Source organism: Myxococcales bacterium (genome assembly GCA_012517325.1).
Lineage (GTDB): Bacteria > Lernaellota > Lernaellaia > Lernaellales > Lernaellaceae > JAAYVF01.
In genome coordinates, this window is the sequence record JAAYVF010000006.1 from 120931 (window position 1) to 142641 (window position 21711).

17 protein-coding genes are annotated in these 21711 nt (G+C 60.5%); 8 read left to right on the top strand and 9 right to left on the bottom strand.

The genetic code is table 11. From position 1 onward, the window contains the following. Nucleotides 1–27 precede the first annotated feature (27 nt). Together GX444_00925 and GX444_00930 are read left to right on the top strand one after the other, a co-directional pair. Nucleotides 28–2232: a hypothetical protein gene (locus GX444_00925; GenBank protein ID NLH47144.1), complete on the top strand. Its 2205-nt coding sequence runs from the start codon at nucleotides 28–30 to the stop codon at nucleotides 2230–2232. A 161-nt stretch (nucleotides 2233–2393) separates the two neighbouring features. Next, complete coding sequence (locus tag GX444_00930; GenBank protein ID NLH47145.1) at nucleotides 2394–3497, top strand: DUF362 domain-containing protein; 1104 nt, start codon at nucleotides 2394–2396, stop codon at nucleotides 3495–3497. Between the two features lie 16 nt (nucleotides 3498–3513). On the opposite strand, the gene GX444_00935 is transcribed toward GX444_00930, so the two are convergent. The 4 genes from GX444_00935 to GX444_00950 form a co-directional block, all read right to left on the bottom strand. Continuing rightward, nucleotides 3514–4092 (bottom strand): hypothetical protein, encoded by a 579-nt coding sequence (locus tag GX444_00935; GenBank protein ID NLH47146.1) that lies wholly within the window; start codon nucleotides 4090–4092, stop codon nucleotides 3514–3516. Between the two features lie 16 nt (nucleotides 4093–4108). Next, a complete protein-coding gene (locus GX444_00940) occupies nucleotides 4109–4543 on the bottom strand; it encodes a hypothetical protein (GenBank protein ID NLH47147.1) in 435 nt (144 codons plus the stop codon). 15 nt (nucleotides 4544–4558) lie between these two features. After that, on the bottom strand, nucleotides 4559–5242 hold the full coding sequence (locus GX444_00945) for a glycosyltransferase family 2 protein (GenBank protein ID NLH47148.1): 684 nt from the start codon (nucleotides 5240–5242) through the stop codon (nucleotides 4559–4561). Nucleotides 5243–5330: 88 nt separating this feature from the next. Then, nucleotides 5331–6179 (bottom strand): 3-hydroxybutyryl-CoA dehydrogenase, encoded by an 849-nt coding sequence (locus tag GX444_00950; GenBank protein ID NLH47149.1) that lies wholly within the window; start codon nucleotides 6177–6179, stop codon nucleotides 5331–5333. A 176-nt stretch (nucleotides 6180–6355) separates the two neighbouring features. On the opposite strand from GX444_00950, the gene GX444_00955 reads away from it, so the two are divergent. Then, a complete protein-coding gene (locus GX444_00955; protein ID NLH47150.1) occupies nucleotides 6356–6664 on the top strand; it encodes a hypothetical protein in 309 nt (102 codons plus the stop codon). Between the two features lie 64 nt (nucleotides 6665–6728). On the opposite strand, the gene GX444_00960 is transcribed toward GX444_00955, so the two are convergent. Further along, complete coding sequence (locus GX444_00960; GenBank protein ID NLH47151.1) at nucleotides 6729–8774, bottom strand: amidohydrolase family protein; 2046 nt, start codon at nucleotides 8772–8774, stop codon at nucleotides 6729–6731. A 589-nt stretch (nucleotides 8775–9363) separates the two neighbouring features. Here GX444_00960 and dnaK point away from each other — a divergent pair. The 5 genes from dnaK to GX444_00985 all read left to right on the top strand — a co-directional run bounded on the left by dnaK (nucleotide 9364) and on the right by GX444_00985 (nucleotide 14872). Next, complete coding sequence (gene dnaK / locus GX444_00965; GenBank protein NLH47152.1) at nucleotides 9364–11259, top strand: molecular chaperone DnaK; 1896 nt, start codon at nucleotides 9364–9366, stop codon at nucleotides 11257–11259. A 105-nt stretch (nucleotides 11260–11364) separates the two neighbouring features. Next, the gene (locus tag GX444_00970) at nucleotides 11365–12342 is read left to right on the top strand and encodes a DnaJ domain-containing protein (GenBank protein NLH47153.1); all 978 of its coding nucleotides are present in this window, start codon (nucleotides 11365–11367) and stop codon (nucleotides 12340–12342) included. Between the two features lie 38 nt (nucleotides 12343–12380). Then, nucleotides 12381–13010 (top strand): nucleotide exchange factor GrpE, encoded by a 630-nt coding sequence (locus GX444_00975; protein NLH47154.1) that lies wholly within the window; start codon nucleotides 12381–12383, stop codon nucleotides 13008–13010. A 212-nt stretch (nucleotides 13011–13222) separates the two neighbouring features. Beyond that, nucleotides 13223–13480 carry a DUF1844 domain-containing protein gene (locus GX444_00980; protein ID NLH47155.1) on the top strand — a complete coding sequence of 86 codons (258 nt, stop codon included), beginning with the start codon at nucleotides 13223–13225 and terminating at the stop codon, nucleotides 13478–13480. 24 nt (nucleotides 13481–13504) lie between these two features. Further along, a complete protein-coding gene (locus GX444_00985; GenBank protein ID NLH47156.1) occupies nucleotides 13505–14872 on the top strand; it encodes a Do family serine endopeptidase in 1368 nt (455 codons plus the stop codon). Between the two features lie 9 nt (nucleotides 14873–14881). Here the strand turns inward: GX444_00985 and GX444_00990 are convergent, their stop codons facing one another. From GX444_00990 to GX444_01005, 4 genes are all read right to left on the bottom strand, one after another. Beyond that, nucleotides 14882–16174 carry an adenylosuccinate synthase gene (locus GX444_00990; GenBank protein ID NLH47157.1) on the bottom strand — a complete coding sequence of 431 codons (1293 nt, stop codon included), beginning with the start codon at nucleotides 16172–16174 and terminating at the stop codon, nucleotides 14882–14884. A 25-nt stretch (nucleotides 16175–16199) separates the two neighbouring features. Then, complete coding sequence (locus tag GX444_00995) at nucleotides 16200–17786, bottom strand: phosphoglycerate dehydrogenase (GenBank protein ID NLH47158.1); 1587 nt, start codon at nucleotides 17784–17786, stop codon at nucleotides 16200–16202. 140 nt (nucleotides 17787–17926) lie between these two features. Then, the gene (locus GX444_01000) at nucleotides 17927–19900 is read right to left on the bottom strand and encodes a PAS domain S-box protein (protein NLH47159.1); all 1974 of its coding nucleotides are present in this window, start codon (nucleotides 19898–19900) and stop codon (nucleotides 17927–17929) included. A gap of 92 nt (nucleotides 19901–19992) precedes the next feature. Beyond that, the gene (locus GX444_01005) at nucleotides 19993–21636 is read right to left on the bottom strand and encodes an alpha/beta hydrolase (GenBank protein ID NLH47160.1); all 1644 of its coding nucleotides are present in this window, start codon (nucleotides 21634–21636) and stop codon (nucleotides 19993–19995) included. Nucleotides 21637–21711 lie beyond the last annotated feature (75 nt).

Here is a 21711-nt window from a genome sequence, read left to right on the forward strand (position 1 = left end):
TTTTTCACTCCGATCGACGAGGTTGTCATGGCGAACTTCACCTATCGCGACGGGCATTATTTCAAAGACGGTGAACCGTTCTTCTTTATCGGTATCGACTATCAGTATTACCGCGACAAGCGCTCGAACTGGGGCGCGCGGCTGGATCAGCTCAAGGCCGGCGGGGGCAACGTCATCACGTTTTACATCCCCTGGCGGCACCACATCGTGCACGACGAACGGACCGGCGCGGTGCGCTACGACTTCACCGGCGAAACGCTCGATTCGCGCGACCTGGTGACCTTCCTCAACTTGATCCGCGCAAAAGGGCTGCACGCCGTCGCCAAGCCCGGGCCGTTCGTCCACTCCGAGCTGAACATCGGCGGCCTGCCGGACATCGCTTCGCCCTCGTTCAACCCGGAAATCGAGCCGGTGCGCCTCTATCACGGCGGGCCGCTCTATTGGGAGTACGACTACACGCAGTTGCCGTCGCCGTGGGATCCGCTCTTCGCCGCGCTGGCCGAGCGCTGGCTGGGCGAGGTCGGTAAGCTGTTGCAACCCTATGTCGGCGAACCGCTGATCGGTATTCAGTTGCTCGACGAAACGATTTACTGCACCAGCAACGATGCGCCGTGGCATTTCGGCTACGACGCGCCGAACATGCGCTTCTTCCACCAGTTGCTGCGCCGGAAGTACAAAACGATCGCCAATTACAACAAGGTTCACGGCACGGAATACCGGGCGTTCGATTTCGTTCCCGCGCCGCGGCTGGAGCCGGGAAAGCCGGTCGCGCACGAGCGCCGGGAACTGTTGCGGTACGTCGACTGGGCCGAGTTCCAGTGGCGCGTCCGGCGCGTCGCCTACGAGGTTTACCGGCAGCAACTGGGCATTGACTTGCCCTACCTGACCAACTTTGCCGGCATCACGCCGCCCATTTCGGAAAACGTGCCCGACGCTAAGGAAGCCTCGACCAAGGATTCGCCGCTGAACTATCTGCCGCTTTACCCCGAATGGTGGTTCGCGCAAAACCGCGTCGATCTCGACGCCGACGTCTATCACTACGGCATGATCTCCTGGCTCGGCGTTGCGGCCTACAACATCGGCGACGCCGGCAGCGAGCCGGGCGAACTGGGCGACAACGAGGTCTTCAACCGGTACATCAACACGGCGCGCCGGCGCCGCGGCCTCAACCTGGAAGAGAACTGGGGCTTCTCGAAGCTCTATCATCCGCTCAGCAAGTACCCAATGATCCCGTTCTTCCAAACGCTGGCTTCCATCGCCGGCGGCGCGACAGGCTACGTGGTGTTCACCGGCGTCTGCCACGGTTACTGGATCGACGACCTGGATCGCACGACGCAAAAGCAGTACCGCACCTTCCCGGACGCGGCGCCGGTCGGCGAAAACGGCGAGATCGGGCCGATGTATGACGCGATGAAGCTGCTCGACGATTATTTCGCGCGCGAGGGCGCGGCGTTCCTGCGCGCCGCGATGGACATGGACCTTTGCTTCTTGATCGAGCCGGAGTACGCCGCGGTATCATCCTGGACGCCGTCGGCGACCGAATGGACATTGCCGCACGCGATTCCGCGCGTCGGCACGGGCGTGCTGGAACCGGCGACCATGACCTGCAACCGCCTGGGCGTGAATTACGAACTGGCGGAACTGCCCGCCTTGTCGGTCGACGACCTGCTGGCCAAGAAGCGGGTCGCCATGCAACTGGCGTTCTTCCTGTCGCGGTCGGCGCAGGAAAAGCTGATCGAGTTCGTCAAACGGGGCGGCGTGCTCATCGCTTCCGGCGAACTGCCGCGTTACGACGAGTTCATGCGCCCGTGCGAGCTGTTCGCCGATTTCGTCCGCACCGATCCCGCGGGCCTAATTTACAACACGGGCAACATCTTCAACGACGAAAACGCCCTGCTGGCCAATCTGCGGCGCGCGGGTTGGGAACGCCGCGTGTCCTATTCGGATCTGCTGCGGGCGTTCGTTTACCGGCAGGAAGACGACTATTTCGTGTTGTTCTTCAACTTCGACCGCAGCGGCCCGCATGAAAAAGCGATCGAGTTTTACGGCCGCCGCCTGCTGCTTACCGTCGGCGCCAAGACCTGCGGCGTGGTGCGGGTGGTCGGCGACCGCATCCGCTCGTATCTCATCAAGGGCGTCAACGAGTTCGAAGACCGGGTGGAAACGATCCGCCTGCGGATGGCCGATCAGACGATCGAAGTGGTCGGCGACGGCTCGGGTTTTGACTTGTAGTCGCGTCAAGACCGCGCAATCGCGAACGAAAGGCGGCCCCGCGGGCGTCTTTTCGTTTTTGGGTTTCCCGGCAACTTTTCAATCCTTATATTCCCTGCTATAAACGTGGCGCGACGGCCGGATGAATCCGGCCCGGATCGGCGTTAACGAGAGGGATAACGATGACCAAGGCAAAAGTGGCGGTTTTAAAAACCATGCCGGAAACCGTGCTCGACGATTATGCGCGGTTGATCGAAATGGGCGAGGCGCAAAAGCACCTCGACCGGAACGCGACGACGATTCTGAAGGACAACATCTCCTGGCACTTCATGTACCCGGGGGCCAACACCACACCATGGCAACTGGAAGGGACGATTCTCGGCCTGCAGAAACTGGGCTACCAGGATCAGGTTTGCGTGCAGAACGAAACCGTGGTGATCAACGCCTTCAAGGGCGAGCGACTCAATAAATTCGTGCCCATCTTCGAAAAGTACAACCTACCGGTGAAGTACAATTTTCGGCCGGAAGAAATCAAATGGGTCGAGTACAAGCCGAAAGGCCAGACCCTGGTCCTGCACAAAATCTATCCCAAAGGCATCACGCTGCCCGAATACTTTTTTGGCAAGAACATCGTGCATCTGCCGACCGTCAAATGCCACGTCTACACGACGTACACCGGCGCGATGAAAAACGCCTTCGGCGGCCTGCTGACGACCCGCCGTCACTACACCCACACCTGGATTCACGAAACCCTCGTCGACCTGCTGATGATCCAGCGGGAGATCCACACCGGCCTCTTCAACATTATGGACGGCACTACCGCCGGCAACGGCCCGGGTCCGCGCACCATGTGGCCGGTCGTCAAAGATTACATTCTGGCCTCGGGCGACCCCGTGGCGATCGACGCGGTGGCGGCCAAATTGATGGGTTTCGATCCATTGTCGATTCCCTGCATCCGCATCGCCCACGATAAGGGCCTGGGCGTCGGCGACCCGCGCGAAATCGAGATCGCCGGCGAGGACATCACCAACGTCAATTTCCATTTCCAGACCGGGCACAATGCGGCGACGGGCTTCGTCAAATACTTCTGGTGGGGCTTCCTCAAACCGTTGCAGAAGCTCTTTTTCCATACGCCCCTGGTCTATTTCTTCGTGCTGGGCTCCTACGTGTTTCACGATTACATCTGGTACCCGTTCAAAGGCATTCCGCGGGTGCGGCGGTGGCTGCGCACGACCAAATGGGGCCAGTTGTTCCTGAAGTATCCGGGCAAGTTCAGCTATTATTGATTCGCGATCCGGCGCTTCACTGCGGCGGCGCGCCCAGGGGCCGGCCGAAGGTCAGGGTGCGTCGCGCCGCCTGCTGTTCCGCCGCGATCTCCAACTTCCATTCGACGAGTTGGCCGTCCGCCAGCGTCCAAAACGCCCGGCGGACCGGCGTCAGGCGCGTGCCTTCCCGGCGCGGGGCGCCCAGGATGGCCTCCAACCGATCGGTTTCGGCTTCGAATCGCGTCTGTTCGCTTTCCAGGTTCGCCGCCACCGGCTCATCCTGAATTTGCAGCCAGAGAATCGTGTCGTTTTCGCCGCGCAGCCTCACCAGGCGGTTGACTTGTTCGGGCCCACTCTGCGTGTACCAATAAATGCCGTTGCCGGCCGCCTGGTGGTTGGGATGAGCCCGCAGAATCGCGCGCACCGAGCCCCCCAGGCGGACTTCGATCTGGCAGGCCGAGAGGATTTCGTTTTGCCTGTCGCGCAACGACGGGGTACAGGCCAGGACCAGCAACAAGGAGACAAAAACGGGTAGGCGGCCAAAACGAGAGTGAATCAATCCGTCGGCATTGCCGTTCGGGAAATAGCGGTCAGGCGTAGCGTCGGTTCGGCTCACGCGCTTTTCGTTTTACCTATTCCTTGGTGCATTCGTTGTGTTCGGGCTCCTCTTTTTTATACAAGGCGGTCGCCAATTGGTGATAGGCTTCGTGAACGTCGATCAAGGCCTTGCTCAGCGCCGCGTCATCCTTGCCCTTCGCGGTTTGCGCCAATTTGCCGACCTCCGCAACCAGAATGAGCGCCTTCGAATCGAAAGTCGCCTTCCGGCTTTGCAGACCCGCCGGTAACGTCGCCTTTTGCAGGGCGCCGGCCAGCATAACCAGTTCCGGCGCCGCCTGGCGGATCGCGGCCCAATCCTTGGCCGGATAATCGGTATGCCAGCATTTGGCCATGACCAGATGGAACGCCGTCAATTCGGGGACGGGAGCCGGTTCATTTTCCCCGGCCCACGCGGCGCCCGCGCCCAAGCTCGTCAGCACCAGGAAGAGAACGAGAATCCGCCGGTGCATGGTTCCTACTCCTTTTTAATCGGTGAAGCGGAATTTCAGGATGGTCCACAGCGCTTTGAAGCCGTCGCGCCAGGTGATCTTTTTGCCTTCGGCGAAATCGCGGCCGGAGTAGTAGATCGGCACCTCGAAGACTTTGTACCCGCGCTTGAAAACCTTGGCGGTGATTTCCGGCTCGAACTCAAAACGGTCGGACCGGATGGCCATGTCCTTGAGGATCGGCGCGCGAAAAACCTTGTAACAGGTTTCCATGTCCGTGAGCATCGTGTTGTACAGCAGGTTGGTCACGAAGGTCAGGAAACGATTGCCGAGATAATGCCAATAGAGAAAGGCGCGGCGCGGCCCGAGAAAACGGCTGCCGTAAACGACGTCGGCTTTCTTGTTGACGATCGGGTCGATCAGCGTGTGGTAATCGTTCGGATCGTATTCCAGATCAGCGTCCTGAATCAGGGCGATCTCGCCGGTGATCTTTTCCTTGCCGGTGCGGATCGCGGCGCCCTTGCCGCGGTTGACCTCGTGGTAAAAAACGCGCACGTCTGGCAGGGGCTCGATTTTTTCCCGCAGGACATCCCGCGTGCCGTCGGTCGAGCCGTCGTCGACGATGATCAGCTCTTTTTCCAGGTTGACCGCCAGAACGAGCCGGACGATCTCCTCGATGGTGTCGCGCTCGTTGAAAACCGGCATGACGATGGACAGTTTCATGATCGCTCCATTTCTTGCGCGGGCCGTAGATTAGTGAAAAAACGGCCCGCGCGCAAACGGAATCGATTGGCGTCGCGAAGCGTCGGTATCAATAACGGTAAAAACCTTCGTTGGTTTTGCGGCCCAGCTTGCCCGCCTCGACCATCTTGATGAGCAAGGGGCAGGGGCGGTATTTGCTGTCGTTATAGCCCGTAAACAGACGCTGCATGATGAACAGACAGGTGTCCAGGCCGATCAGATCCGCTAGGGCCAGCGGTCCCATTGGGTGGTTCATCCCGAGTTTCATGACGGTGTCGATCGCCTCGGCGTCGGCGATGCCTTCGTACAGGCAGTAGATCGCCTCGTTGATCATCGGCATCAGTACGCGGTTCGAGACGAATCCGGGATAATCGGCGACGCGCGCCGGGGTTTTGCCCAGCTTCACCGAAAGCTCGTTGATGACGCGGTCGGTTTCGTCCGAAGTCGCCAGTCCCCGGACGATTTCGATCAGTTTCATCACGGGCACCGGATTGAAGAAGTGCATGCCGATCACCTTGTCGGGCCGTTTGGTCACGGCGGCCAGCGCGGTCACCGACTGGCTGGAGGTGTTGGTCGCGAGAATCACCTCGGGCCGGCAGATGCGGTCCAATTCGGTGAAGATCTTTTTCTTGATGTCCATGTTTTCGGTCGCGGCTTCGATGGCCAGATCGGCTGCTGCCGCCGCCGCCAGATCGCTCACCGTCGTGATGCGGCCCAGCAACGCGTCCGCGTCGGCGGCGGTCATTTTTTCTTTTTCCACGAGCCGCTTCAGATTCTTGGCGATCGCGGCCTTGCCCTTGGCGGCGAGCTCGTCGGTAATGTCGTGCATCAAGATCGAAAAGCCGGCACCGGCGGCGACCTGCGCGATTCCGTGACCCATCTGTCCCGCCCCAACCACGAAAATTGTTTGCAAACCCATTTTATCTACTCCTTTCCCTCCCGTCGGGTCGCGTGAATTCATTGAAAAAATGATGTGGTATGGGTTACTTAGCACGCGAGGAAAAAGGGAGCAAGAGGCGGTTGCAGGGAGGGCGTCGTTCTGGTAAATACTTCGGTCGATTCGTACCCAAATCGTCGGCACGATGGAGGAGTTCAATGGCCAAGAAGGAATTGGGTAAATTTCACGTCTGTGCGCATTGCGGAGTGAAATTTTTCGATCTGGCAAAAGATCCACCCACCTGCCCCAAATGCGGAACGGTGGCGAGTATGCAGATAATCGTTCGGCATGATGACCGCCCCGCGCCAACCGCGAAGAGCAAGGATCCGGATTTCCTGGAAGACATCGGCGATCTCGAAGATCTGGATGGCGATTATGACGGCGAGTTCGACACCGAGTTGGACGGCGATTTCAGCACGAGCAGCACGACGGAAGAGGACTTCACCGAGGAAGAAGAAGACATCTAGCGATGACGAATTCCGCTCCATAAAAAAGCGGGCGCGCGTCCGCTTTTTTTATTTCCACAACCCCCTACCGCGGGAACAGCATTTCGTAGGCCTTGCTCATCTCTTCGCCGTACAGGGGTGTCAATTTCTCGCCTTGAATCCGGGTCGGCAGGAAGTCGACGTTGCGCAAGCGGCCGCGATAAAAGCTCAGCACGGCGATCACGGCGGGATTGGCGCCCAGCGATTTTTCGCTCAACACGCTGACGTCGCCCAAGCCGCCCGCGATGAATCCGGTTTCGTCCACTGAAATCCGTTGCGGCGGGAATTTCCCCGCCAGTATGACCGCGATCGCGCCCTTGGCGCGCAATTCGCCGGCGATCGTCAACGCCTTGGTGTCGGGTTTGGGAGTGAACAGGTAAACCAGGCCGACCGTGCCGGCTTTGGCATCCGCGGCCAGGCGCGCCGCCACGGCCGGCAGACGATCGGGTTGATCCGCGTCGACGGCCAGCAAATCAAACGCATGGCCCCGCGTCATGAGCGGCGCGGCGGGCTCTTCGCTGGCCGTCAGCGCCGACAAATGATGATCGCGCAACTGCGTCGCCGTCTGGTGCGCGTCCTCGGTTTGCCGGGCCAGGGCGGGCGCCAGCGCCAGTAAATCCAGGCCGACATAATCGAACGCGTTCAGCCAGGCGGCATCGAGGCAGTCCTTGCCCGGCGCGGCGCACGGTTCGCGCAGCGGCAGATCGAGCACCGACGCGGTCAGGTCCGCCGATTGAAAATACGGCGTGATTTTGAATAGCGCCTCGGCATAAGGATCCAACTCCGATTCCACCGCCGGACCGGTGGGCCGTGACGCCGGCAGAAGCCGGTCCGCCAGCAGGACGCGGGTCAGTTGGTGCGGATCGAAAACCAGATCGGCCGGCGCGGGCTGTTCCGATTTCAACGGAACCAGCAGCGGGTAATTGTGGAAATAGTTGCCAATCAAACCGCCGCCGCGGCGGGCGCAGTCTCGGATGTAGGAAGTGGTCGGATTCTCGCCGTCGATCGAGAGTACGCGGATGCCCGGTTCGATATCGGCGAAAGCCAGGAACGCCAGCGCGGCGGGGTTGGCGGTAATGTACTGGCGGACGGCGCCAGCGTTCGGCAGCACGCGTAGCGGGATGGTTTTATCAAGGCCGAACAACTTCGGCAGCCATTGGTCGAACGGCGCGATGGTGACGATTTCGATCGGCCGGTCGATGCCGTTGATTTCACGCCAACTGGTCAGGGTGCCGGTCAGGGTGTTTTTCAAGCGGGCCGAGAAAATGCCTTCCACGGCGTTGGTCATGCTGGTCGTGCAGACCAGGATCAACCGGTAGGGCCCGTTTTTGTCGTACTCGACTTTCGGCGGGAGCCCGATGAGCAGTTTGTTCAGATCGTATTTCTCCACGGCGGGCGGCTGATCGTCGAGCACGCGCTTGAAATTCAGGTTGTAAAAGTGCGCCAGTTCGCGGCGGGCCAGATCGAGCCCGGCCAGGGTGATCAGTTCCGATTTTCCGTGGGTGGCGAATTTCATTTTCGCCGAGGCGTGTTCAAGGAAATAGCGGCTGTCGAAAATGTACTGCGTCAGCCAGTCCACGTTGCGGCCGGCGTCGCGCGCGATGATGATCTGCGTGCCCCAGAGAATGCGGTCGAAGCGGTCGTTCAAAAAGCGCCGGAATTCCTCGCGCCGGGCGGACATCGTTTCGAAGGCTTGGCGCTTGTCCACGTCCCATCCGAATGAGAAATCCAGATACAGGTTGTGGTAACGCAGCAGGTATTTCGACAGGCGCGGCAGATCGTTCAACAGGTGCAGAAAGCACCCGCCGATCACCGTCAGGTGGGGATATTCGCGCAGCACGTCCTCCAACTCCGCGCCGTATTTATCCAGTTCGATATCGATCAAAACCGGCAGGTGATTGATTTCGCACCATTCGTAAAACGGTTGCAAACGCGGGTCGGTCAGCGGCATCCGGCGCTGGCTCTCCAGGCCGTTGGTCAGGATAAAGCCGCGCGCGCCGCGTACGACGAGATCCCGAAAGTAATGATCAAAATCCGGTTCGTCGCCGCGAATGAGCGGAAAGATGATCAAGCGGCCAGGAACCCGGGCCAAAGCATCGAGCAGTAATTGATTATTTTCAATTGAAGAGTCCCAATTTATCGGCTCGCTCGGATTGAAAGTGTTGTTGTAGGACCCATCCAGGACGATTTTAGAAATTCCTGTTTTATCCATTGCTTGCAGTAGATCGCCGCCTTTGGCCTGGTCGGCCAGATGTTCGCGGGCGGAGTAGACTTCAAGTTCATCGAAAAGTCCGCCGGAGCAGGCGGTTACAAGAAAAATACAAAACGCCGAAACGATAAAAATGTACAAAATTTTCAAGACATTATGTCCTTCATGGCAATTCGCTTTTGATCCGGATTGTAATGTCGTGGCTACCACCGGTCAATTGCGAATCGCGGGAATTTTCCGGCAGGCCGACTGAATCGTCATTCAGTCTCAATAAAATCGGATGTCTTTGGCTCGCTTCGAATAAATCAAACTGAATATCAATAGGTTAGACGCCTTCACCGCATCGGGAAAAACGGCGATTTCGGTGTTAACACAATCGTCACGGACCTGAAATTTGCGTTGACAGGAGGGGAATCATGGTTACTTTTCAACCCAAAGTTTGCAGAATGTCGTCAAAAGGAGTGTGCGAGCAATGGGTAAAATCATCGGTATCGACTTGGGAACCACCAACTCGGTTGTGGCGGTGATGGAAGGTACGGAAGCCAAGGTGATCGTCAACTCGGAAGGCGGCCGGACCACGCCTTCGGTGGTCGCCTTTACCAAAGACGGTGAAAAGCTGGTCGGCACGGTCGCCAAGCGGCAGGCCGTTTCCAATCCCGAGAATACGATCTATTCGATTAAACGGTTCATGGGCCGGCGCATCAACGAAGTGAAAGAAGAGATGACGCTCGTCCCGTATAAAGTCGTGTCGGGCCCCAACAGCGACGCGCGCGTCGAGGTCATGGGCAAACAATACAGCCCGCCGGAGATCAGCGCCCTGATTCTGCAAAAGCTGAAGAGCGCCGCGGAGGATTACCTCGGCCAGAAAGTCACCGACGCGGTGATCACGGTGCCGGCCTATTTCAACGACGGCCAGCGCCAGGCGACGAAAGACGCCGGACAGATCGCCGGCCTCAACGTGCGCCGGATCATCAACGAGCCGACCGCGGCCGCCTTGGCTTACGGTTTGGACAAGAAAAAGAACGAAACCATTGCGGTCTACGACTTCGGCGGCGGCACCTTCGATATCTCCATTCTGGAAGTCGGCGACGGCGTGGTGGAAGTGAAGTCGACCAACGGCGACACCCACCTGGGCGGCGACAACATCGACCAGCGGATCATCGACTGGCTGGTCGGCGAATTTAAAAAAGACCAGGGCATCGACCTGAGCAAGGACAAGATGGCGCTGCAACGGCTGAAGGAAGCCGCCGAGAAGGCCAAGATCGAACTGTCGCAAGCCAATTCCTCCGGCATCAATCTGCCCTTCGTGACGGCCGATGCCGCCGGTCCGAAACACCTCGATTACACCCTGACGCGGGCCAAGTTCGAGCAATTGGCCGAGGATCTGTTCGAGCGGTCGCTCAAGCCGTGCGAGCAGGCGATGGCCGACGCGAAACTGAAAACTTCCCAGATCGACGAAATCGTGCTGGTCGGCGGCTCCACGCGCATTCCGAAGGTGCAGGAGTTGGTCCGCAAGTTTTTCGGCAAGGAACCGCACCGGGGCGTCAACCCGGACGAAGTGGTCGCGGTGGGCGCGGCGATTCAGGGCGGCGTGCTGGCCGGCGACGTGAAAGACGTGCTGTTGCTTGACGTCACTCCGCTGTCGCTGGGCATCGAAACCCTGGGCGGCGTGATGACCAAGCTGATCGAGCGCAACACCACCATCCCGACGCAGAAGAAGGAAATCTTCTCGACCGCGGCCGACAGCCAGACCAGTGTGGAAATCCATGTTCTGCAGGGCGAGCGCGAAATGGCCGCGGCCAACCGCACGCTGGGCCGCTTCCACCTGACCGGCCTGCCGCCCGCGCCGCGGGGCGTGCCGCAAATCGAGGTTTCCTTCGACATCGACGCCAACGGCATTTTGTCGGTCGCAGCCAAGGATCTGGCCACCGGCAAGGCGCAGACCATCACCATCACCAGCTCTTCCGGCCTCAGCAAAAACGAGGTCGAAAACATGGTGAAAGACGCCGAATCGCATGCCGAGGAAGACCGGAAGCGCCGCGAGGAAATCGACCTGCGCAACCAGGCCGATTCGATGGCCTACCAGACCGAAAAACTGCTCAAGGAAAACCGCGCCGCCATCGACGAAGCCGATGCCAAGACCATCGAGGAGGCGATCGCCGAACTGCGCAAGGCGCTGGAGAGCAACGAAGCGGGCGCGATCAAGGCCAAGATGGAGAATCTGACCCAAGCTTCGCATCGCATGGCCGAGGCGATGTACAAACGGGCCAGCACCCAGGCCGGCGCCGGCGCGGCGCAACAACCGGGCGGCGGCGGCTCCGGCGGCAACGGCGATGTGATCGACGCCGAAATCGTGGATGAGAAATAAAACCGGGGCGTCGAAAAGCGGCGGTTGACCACGAGGGGCGCTAAGCAAAGCGCCCCTTGTTTTCATGGCGGACGGGCGCGGCCGGTCCGTCGGAAGGGGCGTTCCGTGGCGGGGAAACGCGACTATTACGAAGTTCTCGGCGTTGCTCGCAACGCCGGCGAGGACGATATTCGCAAGGCTTACAAAAAGCTGGCGCGGAAGTACCACCCCGACTTCAATCCCGACAACAAGGAAGCGGAATCCCGCTTCAAGGAAGTGTCGGAAGCCTATGCCGTTTTGTCCAACAAGGAAGCCCGACAGAAATACGATAACTTCGGCCATCAGGGCCCCGGCGCCGGCGGCTTCGATTTCTCGGGCTTCGATTTCCGCAACATGCAAGGCGGCTTTTCGGCGGGCGGGCAAACCTTTTTCGGCTCCTTCGGCGACATCCTGTCCGACCTGTTCGGCGGCCGGAGCGCGCGCGGCGGCCGGCGGCGGTCGTCCTCGGCCGAGCCGTTTCCCGGCTTCGGCTTCGGTGGCTTCGGCGATTTCGGCGGCCAGCCGGCCGGCGGCCGCGATTTGCGGTTCCGCATGGCGATCGATTTCCTCCTGGCGGCCAAAGGCGGCGTCACTCAGATCCAGGTGCCGCAGAGCGGCGGCGACGCACGGATTTCCGTGCGCGTTCCCGCCGGCGTCGACACCGGACAGACGATCCGCCTTAAGGGCAAGGGAGAGGCTGGACCGGGCGGCGCGAAAGGCGATTTACTGATCGAGATCGAGGTTCGGCCACACCCGCTGTTCAAGCGGGAAGGACTCGATCTGTATTGCACCCTGCCGGTGACGATCGGCGAGGCCGTCCTCGGCGGCCAGATCCAGGTGCCGACCCTCGACGGCGAGGCGACCATCACCGTCGCCGCCGGGACGCAGGGCGGCCAGACCCTGCGCCTGCGCGGCCGCGGCATCCGCACCGAGCAGGGCAAGGGCGATCTCTATGTCACCATCCAAATCGCCGTGCCGCGCAACATCAATGATAAATCCAAGGCGCTCGTGCAAACGTTCGAAAAAGAAAACCCGATGCATCCGCGGGCAAACTTGAATCATTAACCACGGAGAACGGCGCGATGACGGGAAGGAAGATCGAAGTGAAAGGACCGGAAAAAAATCGCCGGCCGGAAACCGAGCCGGCCGCGGAACAACCGACGCCGCCGGAGACCGGCGCCGCCGAGACGAACGCCGCAACCGCGAAGGGAAACGGCGAAACGAAGGGCGAAATGCCGGCGGAAGCGCCGGCTGCCGAACCGACGGCCCGGGAACTGACCGATCATCTGCAGCGGCTGGCGGCGGAATTCGAAAATTACAAAAAACGCACCGCCCGCGAGGCGCAAACCATGAAGGAAAGCGGCCTGGCGCGCGCCCTCGAGGCGGTGTTGCCGACGCTGGATTCCTTCGCGCTCTCGCTGGCGACGCCGTCGACGGGGCAGGATGCCGCGCTCTGGCGCGAAGGGCTGGAAAAGATCGGCCGGCAGTTGTTCGAGAGCCTGCAGAAACTGGGATTGGCGGTCGTTTCTCCCGAGCCGGGCGAACCGCTCAATCCGCATCTGCACGAAGTCGTGTTTACCCAACCCAGCGCGGAAGTCCCGCCGGATTGCGTGTTGCAGGTATTTCAACCCGGTTATCGAGTCAATGATCGGCTGTTACGGCCGGCCAAGGTGGTGGTCGCCGCGGCGCCGGCCCCGGCTCCGGCTGCCGAAGAACAGGGGAACAAATCATGAAGGACGAGCAAACCAAGAGCGAATTCAAGGTGTCTGACAAGCGACGGATCGTGGTGGACGACCAAGGGAACGTCGTGGATCGCGGCGAACCGGAAAAGCCGGCGGCCGCGGCCGAGGCGAAAATTCCCGAACCGCCGCAAAAATCGGGCGGCGAGGCGAGTGAAGAGGAGTTCGAGAAGGAATGCGAACCGTGCGAAGACGATTGGCGCCAGATGCCGCCGATTGATTTTGCCTCCTTTGTGTTCTCGCTTTCGACCTCGACCATGATGTTCCTGGGCTTGCTGCCCGATCCGCAAACCAAGGAGCAGCATGTGGATTTGGCGATGGCCAAACACCACATCGACATTCTCGGTTTGTTGAAAGACAAGACGAAGGGCAACCTGAACGACGAAGAGGCCAAATTCATCGATCAGTCGCTTTACGATCTGCGCCTGCTGTTCGTGCAGGCGTGCAACGCCAAGACGAACTGACCGCCTCCGGGAGGAACCGGCTTGATGAAATCGATCCATCGCTTGATCGCGCTGGTCTTGTTACTTTGCGCGGCGGCTCCGGCCGCGGCGATCGCCGCCAACGCCGACACGACACTGCAACATCCGCCTTCTTTCGCCAATCTGGCGAAAATGGCGGCGTCGTCGGTCGTCAACATCTACGTCGCCAAACAGGCGCGGGTGCAGGCGCCCCATTTCATCATGCCGTTTCAAGTGCCGCCGCAGCGCGGCCAGGGCTCGGGTTTCATCGTCGACGCGGAAGGCTTGATCGTGACCAACAACCACGTGGTGCAAGGCAGCGACGAAATCCGCGTCCGGTTGATGGACAAGCGCGAGTTCAACGCCAAGATCATCGGCACCGACCCGAAAACGGACCTGGCGCTGTTGAAGATCGACGCCAAGGATTTGCCCCACCTGAAATTCGGCGACAGTGACGCGCTCCAGGTCGGCGATTGGGTCATCGCGATCGGCAACCCGTTCGGCCTGTCGCACACCGTGACCGCCGGCATCGTCTCGGCGAAGGGCCGCAGCCTCGGCGCGGGGCCTTACGAGGACTACATTCAGACCGACGCGTCGATCAATCCGGGCAATTCGGGCGGGCCGCTGCTCAACACCGACGGCGAGGTGGTCGGCATCAATTCCCTGATCACCGCGTCGGGGCAGGGGATCGGCTTCGCGATTCCCAGCAACCTGGCGACGACGATCATTCGCCAGTTGCAGGATCACGGCAGCGTGACCCGTTCCTGGCTCGGGATTTATTTCCAGCCGATGACGCCCGAACTGGCCGAGAGCTTCGGCCTGGAACGGCCGATCGGCGCCCTGGTCAATCAGGTGATCGAGGGCGGACCGGCGCAAAAAGCCGGGTTGAAGAGCGGCGACATCATCGTTGAATTCAACGGCAAGCCGGTCGAGGAGTCGTCCGAACTGCCGCTTTCGGTCGCGACCATTCCCGCCGGCAAAAAAGTGACCGTCAAATTCATCCGCGACAAAAAACCGCAGACCGTTACCCTAGAATTGGCCGAAATGCCCGATAACGCCACGCGGCTGTCGAATGTCCCCAACGGCGAAGGGCCGGACCGCGATGCGGTGGCGGTGATGATTTTCGGCATGGAACTGGCCGACCTGACGCCGGACGTCGCCGCCACCCTGGGCGTGCCGGCGGGCAAGGGCATCCTGATCAAGGAAGTGCAGCCGTTCGGCGAAGCCGCCGCCGCCGGTTTGGCAGCGGGCGACGTGATCCTCGCGGTGAATCGCGCCTCGGTCAATCAGGTGCGCGACTTCATGCTACTGGTGAAAAAGTTACCGAACGGAACGCGGTTGTTGTTCTTCGTGCAGCGTGGCCAGAATACGTTTTACGTTCCGCTGGCGCGTTGATTCGCCGGGTTACTCGAACGACGAATTGAGAATAATCGTTTCTTTGCGGCCCGGCCCCACCGAGATCATTGCCATCGGCAATTGCAGGGTTTCCTCGATAAAGCCGACGAACCGCCGCGCCTCGTCGGGCAAGTCGTCGAGGCGCCGGGCGGCGCTGACCGAACCGGGCCAGCCGGGGAAGTCGCGGTAGATCGGTTCGCAGCGCTCGTACACCGACGCCGCGGCCGGCAGGCAGGTCACCTCCTCGCCGTCGAGCCGATAGCCGACGCAAACGCGCAAGGTCTCGAAACCGTCCAGCACGTCGAGCTTGGTCAGAATCAGGTCCGTCACGCCGCTGAGTTCGGCGGCGTATTTCACCGCCATCAGATCCAGCCAACCGCACCGCCGGGGACGCCCGGTGGTCGAGCCGAATTCGTGGCCGCGCTCGCGCAGCCGTTGCCCCGTTTCGTCGTGCAATTCGGAGGGGAATGGCCCGGCGCCGACGCGGGTGCAATAGGCTTTCAAGACGGCCATCACGCGGTTGATGCGGTTCGGGCCCACGCCCGCGCCGTTGCACACCGAACCGATCATCGTGTTGGACGAGGTGACGTAGGGATAGGTGCCGTGATCCACGTCCAGCATGATGCCCTGCGCGCCTTCGAACAGCACGTTTTGCTTGGCGGCCAGGGCGTCGTTGACGAGCCGGTAGGTGCAGCCGGCATAGGCGCGCAGCCGCGTCGCGTAACCTTCGTACAAGGCGACGACCGAATCCTCGTCGATCGGTTCGGCGCCGTAGAATTGGGTCAACAGGAAATTGGCTTCCGGCAGAGCCTGACGGAAGAAATCGCGGATGCGGCCCGGTTCGATGAAATCGCCGAACCGCAACCCCGTCCGGCCGACCTTGTCGCGATACACCGGCCCGATGCCGCGTCCGGTCGTGCCGATCTTGCCGCTGCCCTTTTTCGCTTCCGCCGCCTTGTCGAGGGCGATGTGATGCGGGCAGGTGACGTGCGCGCGGTCGCTGATCACCAATTGCCGGTCGTCGGCCAGGTAGCCTTCCTGCTTGACGCGGCCGATTTCCTCCAGCAGCACGGCCGGATCGAGCACCACGCCGTTGCCGATGACGCAACGGACCTTCGGGTGCAGGATGCCGGAGGGCAGATGATGTAGAATGGTTTTCTTGCCGTCCACCACCACGGTATGACCGGCGTTGTTGCCGCCCTGATAGCGAACGATCATCTCGGCCCGTTGCGCGAAAGCGTCAATGGCCATGCCTTTGCCTTCATCTCCCCATTGGGCGCCCAGAATCACAACGGAAGGCATGTTCGAACTCCCGTGAAAAGTGCGTTTAACTCACGTTGACCAGGCGGGCGGACAGCACGTGCGGCAATTCCCGCAGCGCGATCAGGACATCCTCGCCGACCTCGTTGTCGCAGGTCACGGCCATCAGCGCCTCGGCCTGGTCCTTCATCCGGCCGAGCCGCAACTGGCCGATATTGATTTTTCGCGCCCCCAGCAGCGTGCCGACTTCTCCGACCACGCCCGGGACGTCCTCGTTGCTGATCAACAGGATCCGGCCCTCGGGGTCGAGGCTGATCTGGAACTGATTGATCCGGACGATCCGCTCCTCGCCGGGCGCCGGAATGGAAGCCTGGATTTCCACTTCATGACCTTCGAAGACCGCCTCGAGACCGATGACGTTGGCGTAGTCGGTCAGCGCCTCGCGCTTGGTTACCGACACCGCGATGCCGCGTTCCTTGGCGAGGAACGGGGCATTGATGGAGTTGATTTTTTCGTCGTCGTAAAAGTCGGGCAACAGGCCGACCAGCGCGGCGGCCGCGAACGGATCGGCCGGGTAGCCGGCGAAATCGCCGCCCAGGAAGATTTTCAGCATCCGCGGCGCGCCGTCTACGAGTTGGCCGAGGAGGCAGCCGATTTTCTCGGTCAGTTTCAGGGCCGGTTGAATCCGTTTGAGCAGTTCCGGCTCGATCTTCGGGGCGTTGACCGCGTTTTTGATGTTGCCGTGTTGCAAGAAGTCGATCATCTGGTAAACGATCGCCACCGCGACGTTGTCCTGCGCCTCGTTCGTCGAGGCGCCCAGGTGCGGCGTCACCACCACGTTGTCCAGGGCGAAGAGTGGCGATTCGGTGCACGGCTCGGTGATGTAGACGTCCAGCGCCGCGCCGGCCACCTTGCCGCTCTGCAGCGCCGCCAGCAGGTCGGCCTCGTTGACGATGCCGCCGCGCGCGCAGTTGATGATCCGCACGCCGGTCTTCATCTTGGCGATGGTTTCGGCGTTGATCAGGTTCAAGGTTTTGTCGCTCTTCGGCACATGAACGGTCACGTAGTCGGCTTCGGCGAGCACCTCGTCGAAGGTGGCCGGAACCGCGCCCAACTCGGCGATTTTATCGGCGACCACGAAGGGGTCGTGGACGAGCACCCGCATGCCCATTCCCAGCGCCCCGGCCACGACCACCTTGCCGACGTTGCCGAAGCCCAGCACGCCGAGGGTTTTGCGAAAGACCTCGACGCCCATGTACTTGGATTTTTCCCACCGGCCGGCCTTCAGCGCCGCGCAGGCCGCGGGAATCTGGCGGGACAGCGCCATCATCATCGACAGTGTGTGTTCGCCGGTCGCCACGTTGTTGCCGCCCGGCGTGTTCATCACCACGATGCCCATCTTGCCGGCGGCGGGCAGATCCACGTTGTCCACACCCGAACCGGCGCGGCCGATCGCCTTGAGGCGCGGGCATTTTTCCATCAATTCGGCGGTGACCTTGGTACTACTGCGTATAATGAGGCCGTCAGCTTGCGAGAGCGCGGCGACCAGGTCGTCGCCTTTCAGGCCGGTGCGGTAATCAACCTCGACGCCGGCGGTCTGCTTGAGGATTTCCAGGCCTTTTTCGGAGAATTTGTCGCTGACCAAAATACGCATGGCACACTCCTTGTTTTCACTGGGCCAAATTGTTGCCTGAATGAAACTGGGAGACACGATTTAGAGCCGCGAATCGACCATAAACAAGCGCGCGGGCGCTGTCAAGCAATAATCCAAAAGTTCTATGATTCCAAGCAATTCTAGGCCTTTGGCAACGTCACGGTGAAGCGGGTTCCCTCGCGAATGTTGTCGGTTGAACGGTCGGCCATGGCAATCGAGCCGCCCATGACATCCACCAGCGCCTTGACGATGCTCATGCCGAGGCCGAGGCCACCTTTTTCCGAGAAGCGGGCATATCGCTTGTAGATTTGTTGCTTGACCAGATTGGGAATCCCGTCTCCGTTGTCTTCCACCTGTATCTGCCAGTGTTGCCCGTCCGGCGAATCAGTCACCGAAATCGCCAACCATTTTTGCTCCTTGGAATTGTGGCGGATCGCGTTGGACATCAGGTTGACGAAGATCTGCCCCGCCAGTTGGTGACCGAGGATGAACTGATTGGGCTGGACGGATAATTCGGCGGTGAACGGGGTGTCGCTGAATTGCTCGCGCACGATTTCCAGGGATTCCTGAAGCATCCGGGGCAACGGCAGCGGAATGAACGACGACGGATTCAAATGGCGGATCGTCATCAGCTCGCGGACCCGGTCGATGAGGTTGGCGCACCGGCGCGCTCCGGAAAGGGCCTTTTGACGCTGCTTTTCCTGATTTTCGTTGAGCCGGCCGAACATTTCGTCGCCGAGCAGATCCATGTTGCCGACGATGATGTGCAGCATGTTGTTGACGTCGTGCGTCAACACATCGTTGTAAAATTCCGCCGTTTCCTTTTCGGCGATCAATTCGTTTTGCAGGGCGATGCGTTCGGACAAATCCCGGATGAAGGACATGCTGGCGGGTCGGCCTTCGTACTCGATGGTGGTGGCGTTGAACTCGACCGTGACGGTTTTACCGCCACGCGAGAGCAGGTCGCCCTGATAGATTTCCTTCGGCACCCGACCGGAAATCCGCCGTTGATAGCGGTCGAGCATGAGGTCGCGTTCCTCGATGGTCATGATCCGGGTGATGTCCATGCCGACCATGTCGGAGACGGTATACTCCAGCATATCGGCCAACCGTTTGTTGACGAACTTGAAAACGCCGTCCTGGCAGATCATGATCCCGTCGTTCGCCCATTCGATCAGGGTGCTGTATTTGCGCTGGCTTTCCCGCAGGTCCTGCAGCAATTGATCTTTCTCGATCGCCAGCGCCAACTGACCGGCGATCGCCTCGAGCAGGGCCTGATCCTCGGCGTTCGGTGGATTCATCGCCAGGTAGATCAGGGAACCGAAAATCTGGCCTTTACTGACCAGCAGACTGACTCGGGCGTCGCCCAGGCGGGCTTCGTTGATTTTCCCGCGCAGCCGTTCGCCCAGCCCCGGCCAATCCACCAGGCGCAGCGGGAGTTGTTCGATCAGGTGATTTTGAATCCAGGTCGGTTCGTAAGGCAGATCGGCGATCCCGGAAATGATTTCCTTGGGCATGCCGCGATGGGCGACGACCCTGGCGAAGCCCGTCCGCCGATCCAGCGAATGGATGCAGGCCATCGGCAGGCGGAGGATCTGCATGCTGATCAGCAGCAATTTCTCCATCAGGGCTTTCAACTCGCCGCCTTCGGCAATCAAGTTGCTGATCCGGCTGAACGTGGCCAACTGGGCGTTGCGCGCGGCCAAGGCGTCCTGGGCTTCTAACGCCGTCTCGGCCGGAGACAACAACAACATTTGGCGATAGGGGTAACCGTCGGGCGGGGTCACCGGGGCGCTGCTCAACATGATCGGAATCGATTGCCCGTCGCCGCGTTGCACCCGGATCGGCAGTTGAATCTTGTCGCGGAGCCGAAGTTGATCCTTGACCTGCTCGTAAATCGCCTTATCGGGAATCACCAGCGAGAGCGGTTTGCCGGTCAGGTCTTTCGCCGAATAATCGAGCAGCGACTGGATCGCTCCACCGGCGACGCGGACCCGGCTTTTCCCGTCGAGGAGCAGGAACGCGGCATTCACCGCGCCGAGCGCTTCCCCGCAGAACCAGTCGGTATCCAGCGCCGCGACTTGTCGAGTCATGGATTTGGATGGTCCCGGCATTTCGCTCTCCCCGGACGTCGCTCGCGGACGTCTCCACCCGAAATGGCCGTTATTTTATCCCAATCGCCGGAACAAATCAGTCCGGTGATCGGCTACAGGTTCGCCTTCAACCAATCGCTGACGTAGGTGACGAATGCCGGATCGGTCGCCGCGGTCGGGTCGGCGTATTCGCCGATCGTGCCCTTCGACGGCTCGAAAAAGTGGTTGAGTTTGTCGAACAGGCGGAACGTGTACCGGGAATTTCCGCTCAGGGCTTTGCGGAAACCGTCGGCGTGTTTCGGGAAAACCTGCAGATCCAAGCCGCCCTGCACGTGCAGGATCTTGGCGGTGGTCTTTTTCAGGTCGTCGACCGGCGTCATGGCCATCATTTCGCGGTAGTAATTCAAATACACGGGGCGGCCGCCGATGACGGTGTAATTCAGGTCCGGTTTTTCCTTCGCCAGCCGCAACACGGTGACGACCGGCGATTTTTCCCAGGCCGCCGGATTGGCGTTCTGTTCGAATTGAACGCGGTTTTTCACCTGTTCGATCGCCAGATCCGATAAGGGCGTGTCGCACGGCGCCAGGAGCACCAGGGAGACGATGTCGTTTCGTTTCGCGGCGGTCATGATCGCCACGTTGGCGCCTTCGCCCAGGCCGATCAACGCCAAGCGCGAGGCATCGATGTCGGGCCGTGTCTTCAGGTAATCCAGAAGCGCTTCCGCGTCCTGAATCTGGACCGAGAGGAAGTTGCGGGCGATGTCCCCTTCGCTGTCGCCGGTGCCGCGGTCGTCCATGCGCAGGACGGCAAATCCCGCCTTGCTGATTTGATCGAGCATCAAGCCCGTGCCGACGTTGATGTTGGCCGACGGCGAGTTGCCGTCGCGGTCCTGCAAGCCGGAATCGGAGAGGAAGACGAGCGCCGGAATACGGCCGACCAGGCCGCGGGGCTTGGTCAGCACGCCGCTGTATTTCCCGGCCGGTGTTTTCAGTTCGACGTCCTCGTACAACAAGTCGCTGCTGATGATCTTGACCGGGTTCGCCTCGGCGGCGCGTTCGCCTTCGTATTTGACCCGTTCGGCGATGAACCCCTGCATCGGTGATTCGATTTTCAGGATCTGACCGTTTTTATCGGCCCAGATGATCATCCCCACGTCGCCGCGGTTCAGGAAGTATTTGTGCGCCATGAAGAAGCCGTTTTTCAGGGAAACCGCTTCCCACGCCAGATGTTTCAGCGTTACCGGCTCGGCGAGCCGCAACTCGGACGGGATCGCCACCGAAAACTGCTGTTCGCCGCCCACGCGGTGCGAGTACCGCTGGATGAGCAAGTGGAGGTGATGCCAGACGCCGACGTCGACGATCATCGTCGAGGGGGTGACCTGCAAACGTTTTTCGCGTTTCTGGGTTCCCTGCTGGACCTCGATCAACAGCTCGCTGTTGCCGTAGGTCGCGCCCAGCGCCTGCGGCAGGGCCTGAATCGCCACCTCGCGTTGGTAACTGTGAATCGGACCGTTCAGATTCCGCATGACCAGACGGGTGAAGTCCTTGGTTTCACTGTCGCCTTCCTTCAGGGTTCCCTGGGATTCGGTGACGATCTGGCCGTTGGACTCGAAACTGATGGAAAACCGTTCGGCGCCGACGATTTTGCCGTTTTCGCTGATTTCGAAAACGCCGCTGATTTCGTCGACCGCCAGCGCCGGAGCGATCAGACAGGCAAGAATGGTCGCCGCCAAAAGGGCGATATGGAAAACGCGCATTTTCAACTCCCTTACGAACGCAATTGGGTGCTATTTGTAGCAGATAACACCCGATGTGACCATCGGTTCAATAAA